19 protein-coding genes, 1 tRNA gene and 1 pseudogene are annotated in these 19437 nt (G+C 56.3%); 18 read left to right on the top strand and 3 right to left on the bottom strand.

Annotated features, from left to right (window positions below; translation table 11 throughout):
- Positions 1-39: 39 nt before the first annotated feature.
- Positions 40-1614, bottom strand: coding sequence for an ABC-F family ATP-binding cassette domain-containing protein (locus ACZ1HV_RS12610; RefSeq protein WP_472718268.1), 1575 nt, complete (start codon positions 1612-1614; stop codon positions 40-42).
- 706 nt (positions 1615-2320) lie between these two features.
- Positions 2321-3247 (bottom strand): AraC family transcriptional regulator, encoded by a 927-nt coding sequence (locus tag ACZ1HV_RS12605; RefSeq protein ID WP_472718267.1) that lies wholly within the window; start codon positions 3245-3247, stop codon positions 2321-2323.
- 95 nt (positions 3248-3342) lie between these two features.
- On the opposite strand from ACZ1HV_RS12605, the gene ACZ1HV_RS12600 reads away from it, so the two are divergent.
- Positions 3343-4092 (top strand): SDR family oxidoreductase, encoded by a 750-nt coding sequence (locus tag ACZ1HV_RS12600; RefSeq protein ID WP_472718266.1) that lies wholly within the window; start codon positions 3343-3345, stop codon positions 4090-4092.
- A gap of 315 nt (positions 4093-4407) precedes the next feature.
- Here ACZ1HV_RS12600 and ACZ1HV_RS12595 read toward each other — a convergent pair.
- Positions 4408-4497: transfer RNA gene (locus tag ACZ1HV_RS12595), tRNA-Ser, on the bottom strand.
- A gap of 568 nt (positions 4498-5065) precedes the next feature.
- On the opposite strand from ACZ1HV_RS12595, the gene ACZ1HV_RS12590 reads away from it, so the two are divergent.
- From ACZ1HV_RS12590 to ACZ1HV_RS12510, 17 genes and pseudogenes are all read left to right on the top strand, one after another.
- Positions 5066-5713: a 50S ribosomal protein L21 gene (locus tag ACZ1HV_RS12590; protein ID WP_298817721.1), complete on the top strand. Its 648-nt coding sequence runs from the start codon at positions 5066-5068 to the stop codon at positions 5711-5713.
- 56 nt (positions 5714-5769) lie between these two features.
- Positions 5770-6039, top strand: coding sequence for a 50S ribosomal protein L27 (gene rpmA, locus ACZ1HV_RS12585; RefSeq protein WP_152503739.1), 270 nt, complete (start codon positions 5770-5772; stop codon positions 6037-6039).
- Between the two features lie 141 nt (positions 6040-6180).
- A complete protein-coding gene (locus ACZ1HV_RS12580) occupies positions 6181-6786 on the top strand; it encodes a GNAT family N-acetyltransferase (RefSeq protein WP_298817723.1) in 606 nt (201 codons plus the stop codon).
- Positions 6783-7352 carry a GNAT family N-acetyltransferase gene (locus tag ACZ1HV_RS12575; RefSeq protein WP_152503738.1) on the top strand — a complete coding sequence of 190 codons (570 nt, stop codon included), beginning with the start codon at positions 6783-6785 and terminating at the stop codon, positions 7350-7352. Before ACZ1HV_RS12580 ends, ACZ1HV_RS12575 begins: the two co-directional genes overlap by 4 nt.
- A complete protein-coding gene (locus tag ACZ1HV_RS12570) occupies positions 7349-7903 on the top strand; it encodes a GNAT family N-acetyltransferase (RefSeq protein ID WP_472718265.1) in 555 nt (184 codons plus the stop codon). Before ACZ1HV_RS12575 ends, ACZ1HV_RS12570 begins: the two co-directional genes overlap by 4 nt.
- Positions 7890-8435 carry a GNAT family N-acetyltransferase gene (locus ACZ1HV_RS12565; protein WP_298983020.1) on the top strand — a complete coding sequence of 182 codons (546 nt, stop codon included), beginning with the start codon at positions 7890-7892 and terminating at the stop codon, positions 8433-8435. Before ACZ1HV_RS12570 ends, ACZ1HV_RS12565 begins: the two co-directional genes overlap by 14 nt.
- Before the next feature lie 49 nt (positions 8436-8484).
- A complete protein-coding gene (gene obgE, locus ACZ1HV_RS12560) occupies positions 8485-9531 on the top strand; it encodes a GTPase ObgE (RefSeq protein WP_298964869.1) in 1047 nt (348 codons plus the stop codon).
- Positions 9528-10664, top strand: coding sequence for a glutamate 5-kinase (gene proB / locus ACZ1HV_RS12555; protein ID WP_472718440.1), 1137 nt, complete (start codon positions 9528-9530; stop codon positions 10662-10664). Before obgE ends, proB begins: the two co-directional genes overlap by 4 nt.
- Before the next feature lie 50 nt (positions 10665-10714).
- Positions 10715-11996: pseudogene (locus tag ACZ1HV_RS12550) on the top strand (glutamate-5-semialdehyde dehydrogenase).
- Between the two features lie 10 nt (positions 11997-12006).
- Positions 12007-12645: a nicotinate-nucleotide adenylyltransferase gene (locus ACZ1HV_RS12545; protein WP_472718264.1), complete on the top strand. Its 639-nt coding sequence runs from the start codon at positions 12007-12009 to the stop codon at positions 12643-12645.
- Between the two features lie 229 nt (positions 12646-12874).
- The gene (gene rsfS, locus ACZ1HV_RS12540; protein ID WP_298817939.1) at positions 12875-13258 is read left to right on the top strand and encodes a ribosome silencing factor; all 384 of its coding nucleotides are present in this window, start codon (positions 12875-12877) and stop codon (positions 13256-13258) included.
- 97 nt (positions 13259-13355) lie between these two features.
- Complete coding sequence (rlmH, locus tag ACZ1HV_RS12535) at positions 13356-13838, top strand: 23S rRNA (pseudouridine(1915)-N(3))-methyltransferase RlmH (RefSeq protein ID WP_472718263.1); 483 nt, start codon at positions 13356-13358, stop codon at positions 13836-13838.
- Between the two features lie 31 nt (positions 13839-13869).
- The gene (locus ACZ1HV_RS12530) at positions 13870-14367 is read left to right on the top strand and encodes a GNAT family N-acetyltransferase (RefSeq protein ID WP_472718262.1); all 498 of its coding nucleotides are present in this window, start codon (positions 13870-13872) and stop codon (positions 14365-14367) included.
- 297 nt (positions 14368-14664) lie between these two features.
- Positions 14665-16014, top strand: coding sequence for a murein hydrolase activator EnvC family protein (locus ACZ1HV_RS12525; protein WP_472718261.1), 1350 nt, complete (start codon positions 14665-14667; stop codon positions 16012-16014).
- The gene (locus ACZ1HV_RS12520; RefSeq protein ID WP_298817746.1) at positions 16011-17339 is read left to right on the top strand and encodes a S41 family peptidase; all 1329 of its coding nucleotides are present in this window, start codon (positions 16011-16013) and stop codon (positions 17337-17339) included. The genes ACZ1HV_RS12525 and ACZ1HV_RS12520 overlap by 4 nt, the downstream gene beginning before the upstream one ends.
- Positions 17340-17579: 240 nt before the next feature.
- Positions 17580-18608, top strand: coding sequence for a divergent polysaccharide deacetylase family protein (locus tag ACZ1HV_RS12515; RefSeq protein ID WP_472718260.1), 1029 nt, complete (start codon positions 17580-17582; stop codon positions 18606-18608).
- Between the two features lie 83 nt (positions 18609-18691).
- Complete coding sequence (locus tag ACZ1HV_RS12510) at positions 18692-19222, top strand: RNA pyrophosphohydrolase (protein WP_472718259.1); 531 nt, start codon at positions 18692-18694, stop codon at positions 19220-19222.
- The last annotated feature ends 215 nt before the right edge of the window (positions 19223-19437 follow it).

Genomic DNA, 19437 nt, shown 5'->3' with positions numbered 1-19437 from the left:
CGACGAGACCTGTCACAAGGTCGATGCTGACACTTGAGTTCAGAGGGAAAGTGTTCGTTCGACGCCAATGTTCTGCAGAAAGGCCTCATCATGGCTGACAACCAGGATTGCGCCATCGTAGTCGGTCAATGCCGCTTCAAGTACTTCGATCGCCTCGATGTCGAGATGGTTGCTCGGCTCATCCAGCAGCAAGAGCTGGCGCGGCCTGCAATGTCCGAGCGTGCAGGCCAGGCCAGCGCGCAAGCGCTGTCCGCCGCTGAGAGCACCGACCTTCTGCTTTGCGTCATCTCCTCGAAACAGAAATCGCGCCAGGACCGCCCGTCGATCATTCTCGCCGGCCTCCGGGTCGAGCCGCGCAAAGGCGTCCCGTACGGTCTCTTCCGGTTTCAGCAAGCTAAGATCCTGATCCAATAGCGCCATTGGAACATGAACCGAGACAGATCCGCTTTGTGGCTGAAGGTTGCCGTGGACGCACGCAAGCAACGTCGACTTGCCCGACCCATTCCTGCCTTCGATCGCGACACGTTCCGGTCCGCGAATCGCAAAGGATACATCCTGAAGCAGAGGGGCCTTGCCCGAATAGCGGAAGCATAGGTCATCAACACGCAGTACATCACGACCGGCAACAAGTCCGGAAGGAGGAATGTCCATCTTGAGCGGCTGCGAGATCTCGACGGACTTCTGCGCCGCTTCCAAAGCATCAGCGGCTGCCTGGGTCTGGCGGTGTCTAAGACGTGCTGCAGCATTGCCTGAAGACTGGCTTCGTTCTTTCGCTGCATTCAAAATGAGCTTGGATTGGCTGCCGGACGCGCGGAGTTGCTTGCCTTGCCGGTCGGTACGGGCCTTGCGCTCCAAAGCCAGCTGCGCGCGCGCTTGCGTTTGGGAGACGGCCTTTTCTGCCCGTGCAAGTTCGGCTTCGGTGCGTGCAAATTCGGCAGCTTTCATCTGGCGATACGTGTCGTAGTTGCCGCCGTAGCTGCGTGCTCCTAGACGAGAGAGCTCGACGATTGCGTCCATCGCCCCCAGCAATTCCCGATCATGGCTGGCGACAACCACGCATCCGTTCCACGCCCGCAGTGCGTCGATCACACTGCGGCGTCCGGCTCGGTCGAGATGGTTGGTTGGCTCGTCCAGCAAGAGCACATCCGGCTCAGCAAACATAAGCGCGGCCAAACCCGCGCGCGTGCGCTGACCTCCGGAGAGGGAGCGGATCGGCAGGTCGATAGGCTGTTTGAGCCCCAGGTTTAAGAGGGCTGCTTCCAGCCGGGCTTCCAGTGTCCAGTCAATGTCTGCCAAATCTTCTGCCGTTGCCTCACCCCGTTCCGCACGGTCCAGAAGGGTAAGTTGATCGCGAACGCCGAATAGATCGGCCAGCGTTTCGTTTGGGTGCTGTTCAGGGTTCTGCCGCAGAAACCCGACCGACGGCGGTGTTATGATCTTCCCAGTCATGGGAGCGATTTCGCCGGCGATCAGACGCAAGAGGGTCGTCTTGCCTGTACCGTTTCGACCAACAAGTCCCGTTCGGACCGGTTCGAACGTCAGATTCAAATTGTCGAAAAGGGATGTGTTGTCAGGAGTGTGCCAACTCAGGTTGGCGATAACGATAGCAGACATGGATGATGCTCACGGTTGCAAACCTCTGGTTTCAAGTGGTGAGCGTGCGGTCCATCGTCTTTTTCCAGTTCCTCGTATCTCTACCGGATCTTGTGTCTCCGCCGAATATAGGAACGGCCTCAGGGAACCTCAATACACCGAATGTGCTGTTGAGAGCCGGAGTATTAGGCGGAAGATGAACGCGGATGTCCATGTGTCTAGAACAACCGGCCATTTTATCCGCAACGAAGTCACGGATGTCTGATGATGAAAGTCTCCCAGCATGCGCCTGATGGTTACATTGAACGCCAGAAAATGGGCTTTGAAAACGAGAAATCTTTGATCTGGTGCTGCTATGTGTACCGGAAACGCCAGAGCATTCCGGAAAATGGCGGAGAGAGGGGGAAAGTCCGAACCTTTTCGATGATCTTTTCAAAGAGCTAGAAACTTGGGAAACGATTTTGAATTCCCTGCCTGATTTTGGTGTGGGTCAAACCCGTGCCAAGTTGGAATCCCCTGAGTGGACTATTGAGAAGCCCCCGAAAATTAAATGACTGTCTCGAGCCCAAATTGCAAAATGCTGTAACTTCTTCGAACGGCAGCTTTGGAGGCATTGTCATCTAAATGAGTTCATTCCTCAATTGCATGAGGGTGGGGTCGCATGTTTGCCGCGACCAACGAGACTAAGGCGCGCCAATTCTCTGCCATAGCCGATCATCCGAATAGGCTAGAAGATCGAAAATGTGCCTTTATCGCCCGCAATCGACTTTGCAAAACGCGCAGGCGGAGATCCTACGCAACGGGTAAACGCGGTGCTGAACGCACTTGATGATCCATAGCCCGTCTTCGCTGAAATCTCCGCGATGCTATGCCCTCCCGAGCGCAGCATGTTCTTTGCCATGGTCATACGCCAATTCTGCAGGTATGCCATCGGAGAAACTCCCATGATCCGATCGAAACGGCTAAAGAACGCTGAGCGCGACAGACCTGCTTCCTTGGCAAGTTCTCGGACCGTCCAATTATGGGCAGGGTTTGAGTGCATCGCTCTTAATGGAGGCGCGATGCGCAAATCGGCCAAACCTCGTAACAGGCCAGTGGACGCACCAGAGTCCGAGCCAGATCGAATAGCTTCAATCAAAAGCACTTGTAACAAATACTCTACAATGACATCTCGCGCAGGTCTGTTCGCACGCGCTTCATCCCGCACGAGCTCTGTCAGGGTGGCCAAGCGTCCTTCACCCCGCACCACGATCAAGCCCGGCAAAAGAGAAACCAATAAGTCTGCATCCGGGCTGTCGAACGTACAATGTCCGATCAGCAGTTGAACTTCTGGCTCGCCCTTCAATTGTCCCACTCTGAATACCCCGTCTTCACCCTCAACAGGTTGGCTCACCAGACCAAGTGGCGGTTTAGGGTCGAGGCTGGACATGGTGAAAGACTTGGCTGCAGGGATCAGGATGAAGTCCCCTGCGTTTAACTCGACCGCGTCTTCTTCGGCGACCTCCAAAGAGGCACTGCCGTAAAGAACCGCAGAATAAAATGCTTCGCTCACATCATCGCGGCGCACACGAAACGGCCCCGAAGCATGAGACAGTTTCGAATGCGATGCCTGCGGCCGCAAAAGCGAGATAATTTCTGAGAACGGGTCGATCAATTCGGACTCTTGATAACAAAAAATGGATAACAAGCTATATATAATCCAACTTATCCAAACTACCTAAAAGCAGTCAATAAAGAGGAGAGACTGCTATGAGTACAGTTTTGATCACAGGATGTTCCTCGGGTTTCGGGCTGGATACCGCGCGCTATTTTCTGGAAAACGGATGGTCGGTCATCGCGACCATGAGAAAGCCCGACGCGGCACTGCTGCCGAGTTCAGACCAATTGCGGATTTTGCCGCTGGATGTTTCTGACAAGGCCAGCATCGACAGCGCCATCGAAGCCACCGGCGAGATCGACGCGTTGGTCAACAATGCTGGCGTGGGTTGGCTTTCCCCCTTCGAGGGCACATCGGACGAAAATCTGCGACGTATCTTTGAAACCAACACATTCGGTTTAATGGAAATGGTCCGCGGTGTGCTGCCTCAAATGCGAGCCAGAGGTGCAGGTGTCATCGTCAATGTGTCATCAAGTGTGACGCTCAAGCCTTTGCCAATTGCGTCAGTTTACACTGCCAGCAAAGCCGCTGTGAACGCCTTTACCGAATGCCTTGCTCTCGAACTCGCTCCACTCGGAATTCGCTCTCACATCGTGTTGCCTGGGCAAGCACCGACTACGAGTTTCGGAAAGAACGCGATGTCATTGATGGCGCAATCCAGCGATACGCCCGAAGACTATAAGGATTTCGTCGCTCAAATCATGCAAGCATTCAGAGAACCGAGCGGCAAAGAGCTTACGAAGCCGAAAAGTGTTGTCGAAGCAATCTGGAACGCTGTTACAGATTCAAACAGCCCACTCCGTATTCCGGCTGGCAAGGATGCTGTCGCTCTAGCGGGCTGACAACGTAAGGTGTTCCGAGATCAGCATGATCTTTAAGTCATGCAAGATCAATGAATTAGCGATGCCAGAACTTCCCGGCACAATTGGCGAAGTTCTGGCAGATTTTTGACAGGCTGACGATATCGGAAAACGAATAGCGGAACCTCGTATCCGAACTAGGAATGACGGCTTTGTCCGCATTGCAGCCATTCAATGAGCGGCAGAAGAAAGCCCGGCATACGCCCATGGCCAAACCAGAATTTTATACCTCTAACATAAAGAATCAGTCCTCTGAGCCTGCCACACGGCTTCGGAAACACTATCTTTTCTGGAAAATGGCGGAGAGAGGGGGATTCGAACCCCCGGAACGCTTGCGCGCTCAACGGTTTTCGAGACCGCCCCGTTCAACCACTCCGGCACCTCTCCGCGGCACTTTGAGATAAACGGGTCTCAAGTGGCGCGGAACATAGACAAGCTACGGGCGACCCGCAAGTCCGGAATTCAGTTCTTCAACCCGATTGTCGATATCATCGGAAACTGATCGGAACCGGCGCGCGGATGCGGAGGGTTTGGCCCATTTTCAGCCCGTTCTTGACATGGGTGGATCCGGCTCAAGACACTCAAGCACCATGAGCGAGCTTTGTGCGGGATCGGATGAATTGAAGCCTATCAATTGACTTGCCAGAAGAAAGTCGCCTCACTTGCGCCAAGCGATTCATTCCGCCGCGCTTTTTAGCAGCTCTCGACCGTATTTCCGTTTGACATCCTCGGCGCGCCGATTATATTGCGCGGGCTCGAAAAGGTTCGCTTTTTCGGGTTTTCTTTGTCGTTCTAGGCCTGCCGGGCAATCAAGCTTTAAGCGAAACCCGTCACAAAGACCTGTCAACCGCTTGCGGGGAGACTGGCGCCTGAGGTCGACCTGAATGCAGCCGGATCAACGATCCAACAGGATTTTGGACGGCATGTCAAAAACGAAAAGAAGGACGTGCGAGACATGTTCGCAGTGATCAAAACCGGTGGCAAACAGTATACTGTTGCCGCAGATGACCTCCTGAAGGTCGAAAAACTTGAAGCCGAAGCCGGCAGCACCGTAACCTTTGATGAAGTGCTCATGGTTGGCAACGACACCGACACAACCGTTGGCGCGCCGACCGTTGAAGGTGCCAGCGTAGTTGCAGAAGTGGTCGAGCAGGGCCGCGGCCGCAAGATTATTATTTTCAAGAAGCGCCGGCGTCAGAATTCCCGCCGCCGCAACGGCCACCGTCAGTCCTTCACCCTTGTAAAGGTGACCGACATCCTGACAGGTGGTGCAAAACCGGCCAAAAAGGCAGCGCCGAAAAAGGCAGCGCCGAATAAAACCGAAGAGCCGAAAGCTGAAGAAGCCAAGGCTGCCGAGAAAAAAGAAGACGCAGCTGTTGAGCCGCTCTTCACCGCACCGGAAGGCAAAGACGATCTGAAGAAGATCTCTGGCGTCGGCCCGGTCCTTGAGAAGAAACTGAACGCTCTGGGCATCACCACCTATGAGCAGATCGTCAACTTCTCAGCGGAAGACATCGCCCGCGTCGATGAGGTCTTGAACTTCAAGGGCCGTATCGAACGCGACAACTGGGTTGATCAGGCCAAGGAACTGGCTGGCAACTGAGCCGCCGCTTCCTTAGAGACTGACTAGAAGTATTCGAAGAACGAGGAGTTCTAACGATGGCACATAAAAAGGCAGGCGGTTCATCCCGCAACGGCCGCGACTCAGCTGGCCGCCGTCTTGGCATCAAAAAATACGGCGGGGAAGCTGTGATTCCCGGCAACATTATCGCTCGTCAGCGTGGCACTCAGTGGCACCCGGGCAACGGCGTGGGCATGGGTAAGGACCATACCATTTTCGCGACCGTGGAAGGCAAGGTTGAGTTTCAGGCGAAAGCCAACAAACGAACCTACATCAATGTGGTCCCGGTGGCGGAAGCTGCGGAGTAAAGCCGACGTGAATTTTCGAAGCGCCGGCGTCCCACAAGACCCCGGCAATTCGAGACAGGTCAGCAACCAAAGACCAGTCGAAGATCCAAGGGGGAGATGGGGCGCCATCTCCCCCTTGATTTGTTCTGACTGGAGGAAAAGATGGTTGTTGAAAGTGATGGACTGTTAGACGAAAGCTGTTTGGTTGCGGCCCCGTTGCCGCAGGAAGCGGTTCATGTGCGGCTCGACAAACCGCGAATGGACGATCTGGCCGACCTTGTGTTTTTGGCCAACAACAAGACCGTCGCGGCGAACCTGGCCGCGATGCCTCATCCATATACGATTGAAAACGCCCGTGCGCTTGTGAAGCAGGCGGACCGGGTGCGTGACAAGTCCGCTCTGTTTGCGATCCGGCTGAAAAGCACAGGCCGGTTGGTCGGTGTTGCCAAATATGCACCCGTGGACTCGGAAGGCCCGGTCCACATCGGCTATTGGCTGGGTGAGCCCTTCTGGGGTCGGGGACTGGCGACCGAGGCCGTGCATGCTCTGGTCGATCATGCCTTTACCTATCACGACATCAATGAACTGCAGGGCTCCTGCAGGGTCACCAATCCGGCATCCCGCCGGGTCCTGATCAAATCCGGGTTCCAGTTCAGGGATCAGGCGATGATCCGGTCGATTGGCGCCGGTGGTTCCGTGCCGATTGAGCGCTACACGCTGGAACGCACCGTTTGGAAGTCTTTGAAAGGATGGGGGCAGGGACGATGACTGGACTGCAGGAACTGAAGACGCGACGACTGGTTCTGAGACCGATTGCCATGTCGGACGCAGATGCAATTGTGGAGCTGGGCGGCAAGGATTTTGCTGTTGCCCGCTGGATCAGCTCCTTTGCCTGGCCCTACGAGGAAGGCTCGGCAGAAGCCTTCCTGAAAACGGTCGTCGGCAAGGATCCGCTGAAGACGGAAGCCGTTTTCGCGATCACGCTTGGTGGCGTCTTTATTGGTGTTGCCGCCGTTGAGGCTCCGGGAGATCTGGAAGACCTGCCCGACCTGCCGACCATCGGTTATTGGATCGGTCGCGCGTTCCAGGGACATGGGTATGCCAGTGAAGCGGTGGAAGCGGTGATTGACTGGGCGTTCGCCAGCTACCGGACGGAGGCCATTGCTGCGCGCGCGTTTGAGGACAATTTCCGGTCTCGCGGACTTCTGCGCAAGATGGGTTTCAAGCCCTACAGCATGACAGAGCGGTTCTCCAGAGCGCTCGACAGGCGGGTCTCCAATGTCGTTGTTCGTCTGGCGCGAGCCGATTTCGAGGCACGGAAGGAAGCGGCGTGAAACTGCCGGAAATTAGAACCGGACGTCTTTCGTTGCGCCCGGTTCTGGAGCAGGACCTGACGGATATTGTCCGTCTGATTGACGACTATGATGTCGCCAAGATGCTCACGACTGTGCCGCATCCCTATGCGCTTTCCGATGCGCGCGACTGGTATGGGCAAACCGCGGCAGAGGGACGGGATGGGGAGCGGGCATTCGCCATCGACAAGGGCGAAGGTCTGATCGGCGTCGTGTCTTGCGGAAAACCAGACGGAACGCCTGAGTTCGGCTACTGGCTTGCCAGAAGATTTTGGGGCCAGGGCCTCATGACTGAGGCGGGCAAGGCGGTATTGGTCTGGCATTTTGACTGCTCGTCAGGTGAACCGGTTTTGAGCGGAGCACTCGATGAAAACAGGGCGTCGCTCAACGTTCTCACCAAGCTCGGTTTCGCTGAGATCGGGCCTTATCGTCTTTCAATCAAGTCGCGGGGAGAAACGCTCCCGGCCACACGCATGAAACTGGAACCGGAAACCTTCAAGCGGATAAGCGGAAGAAGTCATGAGCGCGATTAGTCTTAAGACACGTCGGCTTGAGCTGCGGTCGCCTGAGCCGGACGATCTGGAACGCTGTGCCGAACTGCTTGGCGACTATGAAGTCGTCAAAATGCTTTCGCGTGTTCCCTATCCTTACGACCTGGAGGCCGGAAAGACATATCTTGCCCGGTCCGTAGAGCGCTGGCGAGACGCGGCAACCGCCGACGAATTGGGATTTCATATTGACCATGACGGCCAAATGATCGGGGCGATCGGCTTCAAGACGTTGCAGGAGACCCCGAAGATCGGCTATTGGCTTGGGCGCTCCTATTGGGGCAACGGGTTTATGAGTGAAGCGGTCAAGGCCGCCGTGACCTGGCTGTTCCAAAATACGGCGCACGATCTTTTGGCCGGTGAAGCCATGATTGAGAATTCCGGTTCGCTGAAAGTGCTGGAAAAACTCGGCTTTCGCAGAGTTGCGCAAATTGATTGTGAAAGCGTTTCGCGCGGCAGCTTCGTGCCGGCACTTCGAACGGAAGTCACTCGAACCGAATTTCTGAACGGCCACTGACCGCCACAGGACCAGGGCCTGACAGCAGGACAAGAACAAAGAGAAGAAAATGAAATTCCTCGATCAGGCCAAGATTTATGTGCGTTCCGGAAACGGCGGAGCCGGCTGCGTGTCGTTTCGCCGTGAGAAATATATCGAATATGGAGGTCCTGACGGCGGAGACGGCGGAAAGGGCGGCGACGTGATCGTTGAGTGTGTTGATGGTCTCAATACCCTGATCGACTATCGCTACAAACAGCATTTCAAAGCCGGGACGGGCATTCATGGCATGGGCCGTAACCGGACAGGTGCCCATGGTGATGACGTTGTCCTGAAAGTGCCGGTCGGCACCCAGATCCTTGAAGAGGACAACGAAACGCTGATCGCCGACCTGACTGAGCTGGGCCAGCGTGTTCTTCTGATGAAGGGTGGCAATGGCGGCTTCGGCAATGCGCATTTCAAATCGTCCGTAAACCAGGCACCGCGCCGCGCAAATCCCGGTCTGGAAGGCGAGGAGAAATGGATCTGGCTGCGTCTCAAGCTGATTGCAGATGCAGGGCTGGTCGGTCTGCCGAATGCCGGAAAATCCACTTTCCTGGCTACAGTCTCGGCCGCCAAGCCGAAAATCGCCGACTATCCGTTCACCACCCTTCATCCCAATCTCGGCATCGTCCAGATAGATGGGCACAGTTTTGCAATGGCAGATATTCCGGGCCTGATCGAAGGTGCGCATGAAGGCACGGGCCTTGGGGACCGGTTTCTTGGCCATGTCGAACGCACGCGGGTTCTGTTGCACCTCGTTGACGGGTCGGGTGAAGATGACCCCGGTGAGGCTTACCGTGTCGTGCGCGGTGAACTTGAGGCATATGGCGCAGGGCTCATGGACAAGCCGGAGATCGTCGCCTTGTCGAAATGCGACGCGCTTACGGAAGACCTGATTACAGAAAGGTCGGCGAGCCTGGAGGCTGCCTGTGGCCAAAAGCCATTGGTGCTGTCATCAGCAAGCGGCCAGAATGTCGATCGGGCCTTGCGCATGATCGTGCGTGCAATCGACAAGGACAAGGAAGATGCCGCCAATCAGGTGCCTTCGCCTGAACAGGAGGGCTGGCACCCCTGATGTCCAGAAGCCTGAAATCCTTCAATCGGATCGTCGTCAAGATCGGGTCCGCCCTGCTGGTTGATCAGGGCGAGTTGAAACGGGCGTGGCTCGACGCGCTTGTGTCAGACATTGTGTCATTGTCCGATGCAGGCGCAGACGTCCTGATCGTCTCTTCAGGCTCGATTGCGCTTGGCCGTGGTGTCCTAGGGTTGCCGACGGGGCCATTGAAGCTTGAAGAAAGCCAGGCAGCTGCGGCTGCTGGACAAATTGCGCTTGCGCAGGCCTATGCAGATGCACTCGGCATGCATGGTAAAAAAGCTGGACAGATCCTGTTGACGCTCGGCGACACGGAGGAGCGCAGGCGGTACCTGAACGCGCGCGCCACCATCGGCATGCTGCTGAAGATGGGAGCTGTACCGATCGTCAACGAGAATGATTCTGTCGCGACCTCGGAAATTCGATATGGCGACAATGACAGGTTGGCCGCACGCGTTGCCACCATGGCCAGCGCCGATTGTCTCGTGCTCTTGTCAGATATCGACGGGCTCTATACCGCGCCACCAAATGAAGATCCTGACGCTGTCTTCCTGCCGGAAGTGCCGCGTATTACCCGCGAGATCGAGGCCATGGCGGGCAGTGCCGGATCAGAACTCTCCCGAGGGGGAATGAAGACCAAAATCGATGCGGGCAAGATCGCGACGGCGGCCGGAACCACAATGATCATTACGTCCGGCAAGGAACTCAATCCATTGAAGCGCTTGGCTGACGGCGGGCGGGGAACATGGTTCCCGGCTCTTGGTTCACCCGCAAGCGCCCGCAAGGCCTGGATCGGGGGGCACCTGGAGCCACGTGGACGGATTACGTTGGATGAAGGTGCGGTTCAGGCGATGAAATCCGGCAAAAGCCTGCTGCCCGCGGGTGTTTCATCCGTGTCGGGTGCTTTTACGCGCGGGGATGCCGTAATCGTTGAGACACTGCAGGGGCGCATCATTGGCCGTGGGCTGATCGCATATGACGCGGATGAAGCAAGACTGATTGCTGGACGAAACAGCCGCGAGATCGAAGCTATTGTCGGATACCCGGGCCGTGCGGAAATGATCCACCGAGATGATCTTGTGCTGGATGATGTCTTTTTGCACGGAACAGGCTAAAAAGTCACAAAACGGGCGGTCTGGAAACCGCAATTTGGGAGTTTGGAAGAATGTTGGAAGCGGTCGAAGCAATGACGACTGAGGATCTGATGGCGGAGATCGGGCAGCGTGCCCGCACCGCCGGGCATGTCCTGGCGACCGCACCAGCTGATCAGAAAAACGATGCGCTGCGCAAAATGGCAGTGGCAGTTCGGCAGGCTGCGCCAGACATTCTCGTCGGCAACAAGCTGGATGTCGACGCCATGACAGCAAATGGTCAAACGGCGGCGTTTCTCGATCGCGGTACACTGACACTCGAGCGCATCGAGGCCATTGCCGCCGCGCTGGAAGACATCGTTGCACTCGACGATCCGGTGGGCAGCGTCATGGCGGCATGGGAGCGGCCCAACGGGCTGAAGATCGAACGGGTTCGCACGCCTCTTGGTGTGATTGGCGTCATTTATGAAAGCCGTCCCAATGTGACGGCCGACGCCGGCGCACTTTGTCTGAAAGCCGGAAATGCTGTGGTTCTTCGTGGTGGCTCGGACACGATTCACTCCAACAGGGCCATCCACGCAGCACTGCAAAAGGGTCTTTCCGCCGCAGGACTGCCGGAAGATCTCGATCCAGATCGTGCCGGTCACTGATCGGGCCGCTGTCGGTGAGATGTTGCGCGGTCTTGGTGGCAACCTTGATGTGATTGTTCCGCGCGGCGGCCGAAGCCTGGTTGAGCGTGTGCAGACCGAAGCGCGGATACCGGTCTTCGCTCATCTGGAAGGCCTTGTTCACATCTTTCTCGACAAATCGGCGGATCTTGAGAAATCGCTGGACATAGTCGTCAATTCAAAGCTGCGCCGCACCGGCATCTGCGGTTCGCTAGAGACGCTTCTGGTGCATGAAGGTGTCGCAAACAGCCAAATGCCTCAGATCGTCAAGGCACTTCAGGAAAAAGGGTGCGAAATTCGAGGCGACGACCGGGTGCGTGACATTTGCGAAGGTGTCGTGCCGGCCAGTGAAGAAGACTGGTCGACTGAATATCTGGACAAAATCCTGTCGGTAAGGGTTGTGCCGGATCTGGATGCGGCGATGTCTCATATCAACCGGTATGGGTCCAGCCACACCGATTGTATCCTGTCTGAAGATCAGATAGCCGCGGACCGTTTCCAGAGCGAAGTTGATTCCGCGATTGTTCTGCACAACGCCTCGACGCAATTTGCTGACGGTGGCGAGTTCGGCATGGGCGCTGAAATTGGCATTGCGACAGGCCGCATGCACGCGCGGGGCCCGGTTGGCGTCGAGCAACTCACCAGCTTCAAATACAAGGTTCGTGGTACGGGTCAGACCCGCCCATGAGACTTTGCGCATGAGTGAAGGAAATCCGGTCTCAGAACTCGACTGGACGTGGTTGAAGTTGCCTCACGTCGAAGCCGGCAATCGCATCGGCATATTCGGTGGATCCTTCAACCCTCCCCATTCAGGGCACCGTTTGGTTGCGATCACCGCATTGAAAAGGCTCGGTCTTGATCAGATCTGGTGGCTAGTTACGCCAGGAAACCCTCTAAAGAGCCATTCAGATCTGGCACCGCTTGATTTGCGGCTTCGTGAGACAAGGGCGCTTGCGGATCATCCGCGCATGAAAGTGACTGCTTTTGAAAAGGTGCTTGGATCTCCCTACACGGCCAAAACCGTCATGTCGCTAAGGGTGATGAGGCCGTCAGTACGATTCGTTTGGGTCATGGGTGCTGACAATCTTGCAAGCTTTCATCACTGGCAGGACTGGCGTGCAATCGTTGGTTCTGTTCCAATCGCGGTGGTTGACCGGCCCGGTGCTTCGTTATCCATGATGTCCGCACCGATGGCAAAAGCCTTTGAAAAATATAGACTTCCGGAGGAGCAAGCCGCAATGCTTCCGGACTTGCAGCCACCGGTCTGGACCTTCTTGCACTCGCCTCTCGACCGGACTTCATCCACGGATCTGAGGCTGACGAATATCGGAGTGTGACTGGCAATTCTGCCAAGAAAACCAGCTTGTCTTGAAAATGCCAAAAGGGAAGCGGTATTATAGGGTCGGTCGCGATGAACGCGGCCGAGGTACGGTCAACCGGCCCTGTCTCCAAAACGGGTGACGTACGAAGCCGACACTATCGGTTCGTGACGACGTTGGGAACAAGGCGGACAAACGGCGAAAGGCACTACATCTGACCATGACCTTTGACAGTGAGCGGGCAACCATGTCCACTCCTCTGAAGGCTTCCGTAAGCAAAGATCTTGCGGCAGACCTCCTCGATACGGTCCTCACCAGTCTTGACGATTCCAAAGCTGAGGACGTCGTTACTCTAGACATCGCAGGAAAAAGCTCCCTGGCAGATCACATGGTGATCGTGTCCGGACGCTCTCATCGACATGTGGGTGCGATCGCGGATCATCTGCTCAAGGACCTGAAATCGGCTGGCGCACGCACCTCAACGGTTGAAGGCCAGACGACATGCGATTGGGTGCTGATTGATGCGGGCGATGTGATAGTTCACATTTTCCGTCCGGAAGTGCGCAGCTTCTACAATTTGGAGAAGATGTGGGCGCCGGAGTCGGACGACGCGCCGCAATATATCGGCTGACATACGGATATGAAGTCCTGACTTGACCCGCTGTTGAGCCTGGACTTCCCGATGCCGATGAGGTTTTAACCGGAAACTTGGTTCCGGCGAGGAATTTATGCGCTTTACGCTTTCCTGCATTGGCCGGATGAAGGCCGGTGCGGACAAAGACCTTTTGGATCGATATCTGGACCGTGCTCGCAAATCCGGACGAATTCTGGGTATTACCGGGCTCTCTCTCTCAGAATTTCCCGAAAGCCGCGCGCAGCGGCCCGAAGACCGCAAGGCAGAAGAGGCAAAGGTCATCCAGCAATCGCTGCCGCCGGGTGCCCGTCTGATTGTTCTCGATGAGCATGGCAAGAACCTGTCCAGTCCGGCTTTCAGTCAGAAGCTTGAAGACTGGAAGAACGAGGGCATTTCAGAAGTTGTCTTTGCAGTTGGTGGAGCTGACGGGCATGGTCAGGAGCTTCTGAACCGGGCAGACCTGAAACTGGCACTGGGTGCCATGACTTGGCCGCACCAGATCGCACGGATCCTGCTTGCAGAGCAGATTTACCGGGCCATAACCATACAGGCCGGACATCCCTATCATCGGATTTGAGCCGCACATGTCTTTCAGGAGTTTGGGCAATATGCCACCAATTCTGACCACCGAGCGTTTGACGTTGCGGGCGATGAAAATGGACGATTGGCCGAACTACGAGCAATTGATGCTGTCTGATCGATCCCGGTTCATGGGTGGACCGTTCGACCGCTTTAATGCCTGGGGGCTGTTCTGTCAGGATGTCGCCCAGTGGCAGCTGATGGATCACGGTGCACTTATGATCGACGACAGTCAGACGGGTGAGTGTCTGGGCCAGGTTGGTATCAATCACGGACCGCTCTTTCCCGAGCATGAGCTTGGCTGGTTCGTTTATGCGCACGCGGAAGGCCGAGGAATTGCGTTTGAAGCCGCATGTGCTTTTCGCGACTGGGCGAAAAATCAGCGCTGTCTGCCGGGTTTGGTGAGTTATATGGACCCTGAAAACAAACGCTCCGCCAGTCTTGCAATACGCATGGGTGCGACACTGGACATTCAAGCACCGCGACCTGATCCACAGGATATCGTTTATCGCCATTTTGGCGTTTAGGGCCTAAATTTGGGAGTACGGATTCCATGCCGCCGGGTTCGGCGGGCATTGCCGAGCGTTCGAAATGGCGGAAATCTTGGCTTCTGCCCGTATCTCGCCGCATTCGGCGATTATCGATCAACGATTACCGGACAAACAAGGTTACGCGATATACCGGTGGAAGGTGCCGTTAGTGAACTCTTTATTAGGGTAAACGGTTCGTTAACGCAGACTGTGTATCGCTGAATAAGATAACCTTTTGGGAGCTTAGGCAGGTTGTTACCGGATCGCATCAGTATTGCGAGACCTGGACTTGAGATGCGGATAGTCAAGCGACCGCTCTTGAGCTGTCTGCTTGCGGCTACACTGGCGCTGCCCGCAAACGGGCTGGCGACGGAAAGCGTGGACGAAAGTTCGCAGGAGCAGACCGAACTCGCCCCGGAAGTGAACGCAGCTCTGGAGCGAAAGAAACAGCGCGAGCAGGAACTGGCTGCACTCTCTCGTGACATTGGCGTCTCAACTGATAGGCAGGCCGCCATTGCGCGCGAAATCAGGGCGCTTGATCGGGATCGTGAAACGCTGAATGCAAAAATCATCAGCACCTCCGATACGATCAAAGGGCTCGAAACCGAGTTGACGGCGACGGAACGCCGGTTGCGTGCGCTCGGCGAGAACGAAGACGCGGTCCGGCTGTCGTTGATTGCGCGGCGGGATATCCTGGCTGAGGTTCTTGCGGCCTTGCAGCGAATTGGCAAACGGCCTCCGCCTGCGCTTGCCGTGCGGCCGAGCGATGCTCTTTCTGCTGTGCGTAGCGCGATATTGTTGAACGCCGTTATGCCCGAACTGAAGGTCGAAACCGAGGCGCTTGCCGCCGACCTTGAAGAATTGCATCGGCTGAAGACGGTTATTGCGGATGAAAAGAACCGCCTGCGCGGTGACGCCATGCGACTGGCTGAAGAAAGATCGCGTCTGGAATTGTTGCTGAGCGCAAAGCGGCAGGAGCATCAAAAATCGGTGCGCGTTCTGGAAGAAGAACAAAGGCGTGCGGAAGAACTGGCCAACAAAGCCGGGTCCTTGCAGGAACTGATCACAAGCCTGGAAGCCGAAATCGAGAGCGCGCGCGAGGCAGCGGAAAAGTCGCGTCAGGCCGCTTTGGAAGCAAAACAACAGGATTCGCGGAAATTTGATCCGTTCTCTGACCCGGGCCGACTTGCGCCGGCAATCGCATTTGATGATGCTGTCGGTCAGTTGCCGCAACCGGTCGTCGGCACGATGTTGAAGGATTTCGGTGAAGAAGATGATTTTGGTGGGGAGACCGAAGGTCAATCTATCGCCACAAGGCCGGGCTCTAATGTAACCTCACCTGCAGACGGTTGGGTTGTTTATTCAGGTCCGTTCCGATCTTTCGGACAGCTCTTGATCCTGAATACAGGTGATGGCTACCATGTGCTCCTGGCCGGGATGGACCGGATAGATGCGGAATTGGGGCAGTTTGTTTTGACCGGGGAACCGGTTGGTGTGATGGGCGCAACCCAATGGGCGAGCGCTTCGACTTTCGGCTTGGGTTCGACCCAACCGATCCTATATGTTGAATTTCGAAAAGACGGCCGTGCGATAGACCCCAAACCCTGGTGGGCGCGCACAGAAGAGGAAAAGGCTCGCGGATGATACGGAAAGCTTCCTTGCTGGTTGTCGGCGCTCTGATGGGTGCTGTGGCAGTCACGACCATGTCCCAGATGCCGCTGAACGTTTCAGTGGCGGCCAATGCGGCCGCGACGGACACATATCGGCAGCTCAATCTGTTCGGTGACGTTTTCGAAAGAGTGCGCTCGGACTATGTGGAAGTGCCTGACGATGCACAGCTGATCGAAAGCGCCATCAATGGGATGCTCACTTCCCTCGACCCGCACTCCAGCTACATGTCTCCGAAAAGCTTCCGGGACATGCAGGTGCAGACCCGCGGTGAATTCGGTGGCCTTGGCATCGAAGTCACGATGGAAGAAGGTCTCGTGAAAGTGGTGTCGCCGATCGATGAGACGCCGGCCGCCAAAGCAGGTGTTCTTGCCGGTGACCTGATCACCTATATCGACGGCGAGCAGGTTCAGGGACTGACCTTGAACGAGGCAGTCGAAAAAATGCGCGGGCCGGTCAACACCGATATCGTTGTGACGATCCGCCGGAAAGGTGCCGCTGAACCGTTCGACATCACAATCACACGTGATGTCATCCGCATTCGCTCCGTTCGCTGGCGCGAAGAAGACGATGTCGGTTATGTGCGCGTCACGCAGTTCAACGAGCAAACATTCGACGGTTTGAAGAAGGGCATCGAGCAGATGTCTGAGAGCATCGGTGAGGACAAGCTGAAAGGCTTCGTCATCGATTTGCGTAACAATCCGGGCGGATTGCTGGACCAGGCGATCGCTGTTTCCGACGCGTTCCTTGACCGTGGTGAAATTGTCTCTACACGTGGCCGTGAAGCAGATGAAACACAGCGCTACAATGCGCGTGCCGGCGATCTGACCACCGGCAAGCCTGTGATCATTCTGGTGAACGGTGGCTCCGCATCTGCATCCGAGATCGTGGCAGGTGCGCTTCAGGATCACCGTCGCGCCACTATTCTTGGCACCCGCTCCTTCGGCAAAGGGTCAGTGCAGACCATCATCCCGCTTGGTGCCAATGGTGCAATCCGCCTGACAACGGCCCGTTACTACACGCCGTCCGGCAACTCGATCCAGGCAAAGGGCATCGTCCCGGACATTGAAGCTCTACAGGAACTGCCGGAAGAGCTGGTAGGCCGCGTCGACACCAAGGGTGAGGCCGGTTTGCGTGGTCACCTGGAAGCCGACGGCGAAGAAGAAAGCGGCAGTCAGGCTTATGTGCCGGCAGATCCGGAAGACGACACACAGCTGAAACTTGCGCTGGATCTCCTGCGCGGCGTTCAGGTAGACAGCGCTTTCCCGCCTGTCTCAGACAGCGCCGCCGTCAAAAACTAATAAGTAACACGCGCTGGCAAGCCAGCGCGTGCCCTCCGTTTCGTTCTGCGTATCAAAACAACAATGATGACGCCGGTAGCTGGTGCGAGTCTCAGCCAGACCCGGTCAACGGGCTCAGGACGGTATGTCGAGCGAAGATCTCACAGCTCCCTTAGGCATGGGCAAACGGCGGCTCGTGAAGCTGCCGTTTGGCCTTATCGGTGCGGGTATCCTCAGTGTTGCGGTAACGACCATTGTGGTTTGGGTCGCTGTGGTGGACGATCCCATTGGGGGGAGCCTGTCGCACTCCTGCCGCTTGACGCGGTCGTCGAGGGTGTCACGTCTCACGATATCGAAGTTGTCGAAATCCGACCGGGACTTACCGGCGATCTCGGCCCCAATCTGAGGCCTGAAACCAGCGAGGATCTCCTCGGTCCGCGTTATCAGATGATCGAACGCCCGGATGGACTGAGCCATGATGCTCCGGTTGCGAACCTCAATATCAATCCGGACAACCGGGTTTTTGAACGAACCGATTACGGTTTCCTTCCCAAGATCAGCGATGCCGGAGTGCGGCCGCTAGATGCTTATTCACGTCCCGTGGTGAGCGAATTCACGTCGATCCCGAAAATCGCAATTGTGTTGAACGGCATGGGTCTTAGCGAAACAGGAACGCAAAACGCGATCGACAGCCTCCCGGCGGACATAACTTTTGCCATGGCCCCTTACGGCGACGACCTTGACCTGTGGATGCAGCAGTCGCGCAGCAGAGGGCATGAGCTCTTGCTTCAATTGCCGCTGGAGCCGTTTGATTTCCCGGACAACGATCCTGGCCCCCACACGCTGCTGGTCAGTCTGAAACCTGCGGAAATGATGGACCGGTTGGCCTACCTCTTGACCCGCGCAACCAACTACGTCGGCATTATTCCGGAAATGGGTGCGCGTTTCACATCCACAAAGCCCTCCATGGACTATCTCATGGAGAAGCTTAAGTCCCGTGGTCTGATGTTTGTCGACAACGGATCGTCTTCGCGCAGCCTGGCACCTCAGGTGGCGGGTGATCAGCGCATACCCTATAGCGGTGTCGACGTTGTTCTGGACGAAGTCCCGCGGGACGATCACATCGATGCCAAGCTGCTTCAGCTTGAAAGTATTGCGCGCGCGCGGGGCGTCGCCGTGGCATCCGGATCCGCACTTCCTGTCACTGTCCGCCAGCTCAAAGAGTGGGTACGGGACCTGGAACAACGCGGTTTGCAGTTGGTGCCGATCAGCGCGACCATTGATCGATAGAGCGTTTTGCAGGCATGGAACCTGATTTCCAGGGTCCGATCTGATTGCTGCGCGAGTAATGTGTGTTTCCAATAGGTGATTTCGTGACAAAGATTGAACTTGGCCCCGGTTTTCCAGAACCCTCCGGAGACCTTCCCTACCGCCCTTGCGTTGGTATCATGCTGATCAACAAGGACGGCATGGTCTGGATAGGCAGCCGCGACGATGGCGGAAGTTCCGCAAACTATGAGTTCTCGTGGCAAATGCCTCAGGGTGGGATCGACAAGGGCGAAACCCCGGAACAGGCCGCCCGGCGTGAGCTCTTTGAGGAAACCTCCGTCACGACGATCAGCCTGCTTGAAGAAGCACCGGAATGGTTTTCCTATGACTATCCTCCGGAAGTGGTTCAACGGAGCCGGAAGGGCAAGTATAGAGGTCAGGCCCAGCGTTGGGTGGCTTATCGTTTCGAAGGGGACGACGAGGAAATCAACATTCTGACACCTCCGGAAGGACATTCAGCGGAATTCAGCAGTTGGCGCTGGGAACATGCAGCGCGGCTTCCCGGTCTGATTGTTCCGTTCAAGCGCCCGGTATATGAACGCGTCGTTGCGGCATTCTCACATTTGACCAACTGAATAGTCTCCGGTCGATCCGGCCGTTCACTTGAAAGGACAGAGACCTTCGTGAACCGCGTCCTGCAGGGGCGAGGCGAAATCAGCTGTGACTAAAAATTGTGCTGAGCATGCGATGAAGTCATCGTCAAAGCGTCAGCAATTGAAGTTCGTTTGACGTTTTTGAAACAGACAGGCCATAGACGCCTCGCTAACATCCCGCCGAATTGAGACGTTTT

It is taken from the genome of Roseibium sp. JB4-4 (assembly GCF_055693425.1).
Note: the sequence above shows the minus strand (reverse complement) of the source record. Positions and strands in the feature narration are given on the sequence as shown.

Bases quoted from the DNA above. Each gene is read 5' to 3' on its own strand.
- ACZ1HV_RS12575 (WP_152503738.1), top strand. From the start codon at position 6,783: ATGACTGGACTGCAGGAACTGAAGACGCGACGACTGGTTCTGAGACCG.
- rpmA (WP_152503739.1), top strand. From the start codon at position 5,770: ATGGCACATAAAAAGGCAGGCGGTTCATCCCGCAACGGCCGCGACTCA.
- ACZ1HV_RS12525 (WP_472718261.1), top strand. From the start codon at position 14,665: ATGCGGATAGTCAAGCGACCGCTCTTGAGCTGTCTGCTTGCGGCTACA.
- ACZ1HV_RS12600 (WP_472718266.1), top strand. From the start codon at position 3,343: ATGAGTACAGTTTTGATCACAGGATGTTCCTCGGGTTTCGGGCTGGAT.
- ACZ1HV_RS12610 (WP_472718268.1), bottom strand. From the start codon at position 1,614: ATGTCTGCTATCGTTATCGCCAACCTGAGTTGGCACACTCCTGACAAC.
- rsfS (WP_298817939.1), top strand. From the start codon at position 12,875: ATGTCCACTCCTCTGAAGGCTTCCGTAAGCAAAGATCTTGCGGCAGAC.
- ACZ1HV_RS12545 (WP_472718264.1), top strand. From the start codon at position 12,007: ATGAGTGAAGGAAATCCGGTCTCAGAACTCGACTGGACGTGGTTGAAG.
- ACZ1HV_RS12580 (WP_298817723.1), top strand. From the start codon at position 6,181: ATGGTTGTTGAAAGTGATGGACTGTTAGACGAAAGCTGTTTGGTTGCG.
- obgE (WP_298964869.1), top strand. From the start codon at position 8,485: ATGAAATTCCTCGATCAGGCCAAGATTTATGTGCGTTCCGGAAACGGC.
- rlmH (WP_472718263.1), top strand. From the start codon at position 13,356: ATGCGCTTTACGCTTTCCTGCATTGGCCGGATGAAGGCCGGTGCGGAC.
- ACZ1HV_RS12530 (WP_472718262.1), top strand. From the start codon at position 13,870: ATGCCACCAATTCTGACCACCGAGCGTTTGACGTTGCGGGCGATGAAA.
- ACZ1HV_RS12590 (WP_298817721.1), top strand. From the start codon at position 5,066: ATGTTCGCAGTGATCAAAACCGGTGGCAAACAGTATACTGTTGCCGCA.
- ACZ1HV_RS12565 (WP_298983020.1), top strand. From the start codon at position 7,890: ATGAGCGCGATTAGTCTTAAGACACGTCGGCTTGAGCTGCGGTCGCCT.
- ACZ1HV_RS12520 (WP_298817746.1), top strand. From the start codon at position 16,011: ATGATACGGAAAGCTTCCTTGCTGGTTGTCGGCGCTCTGATGGGTGCT.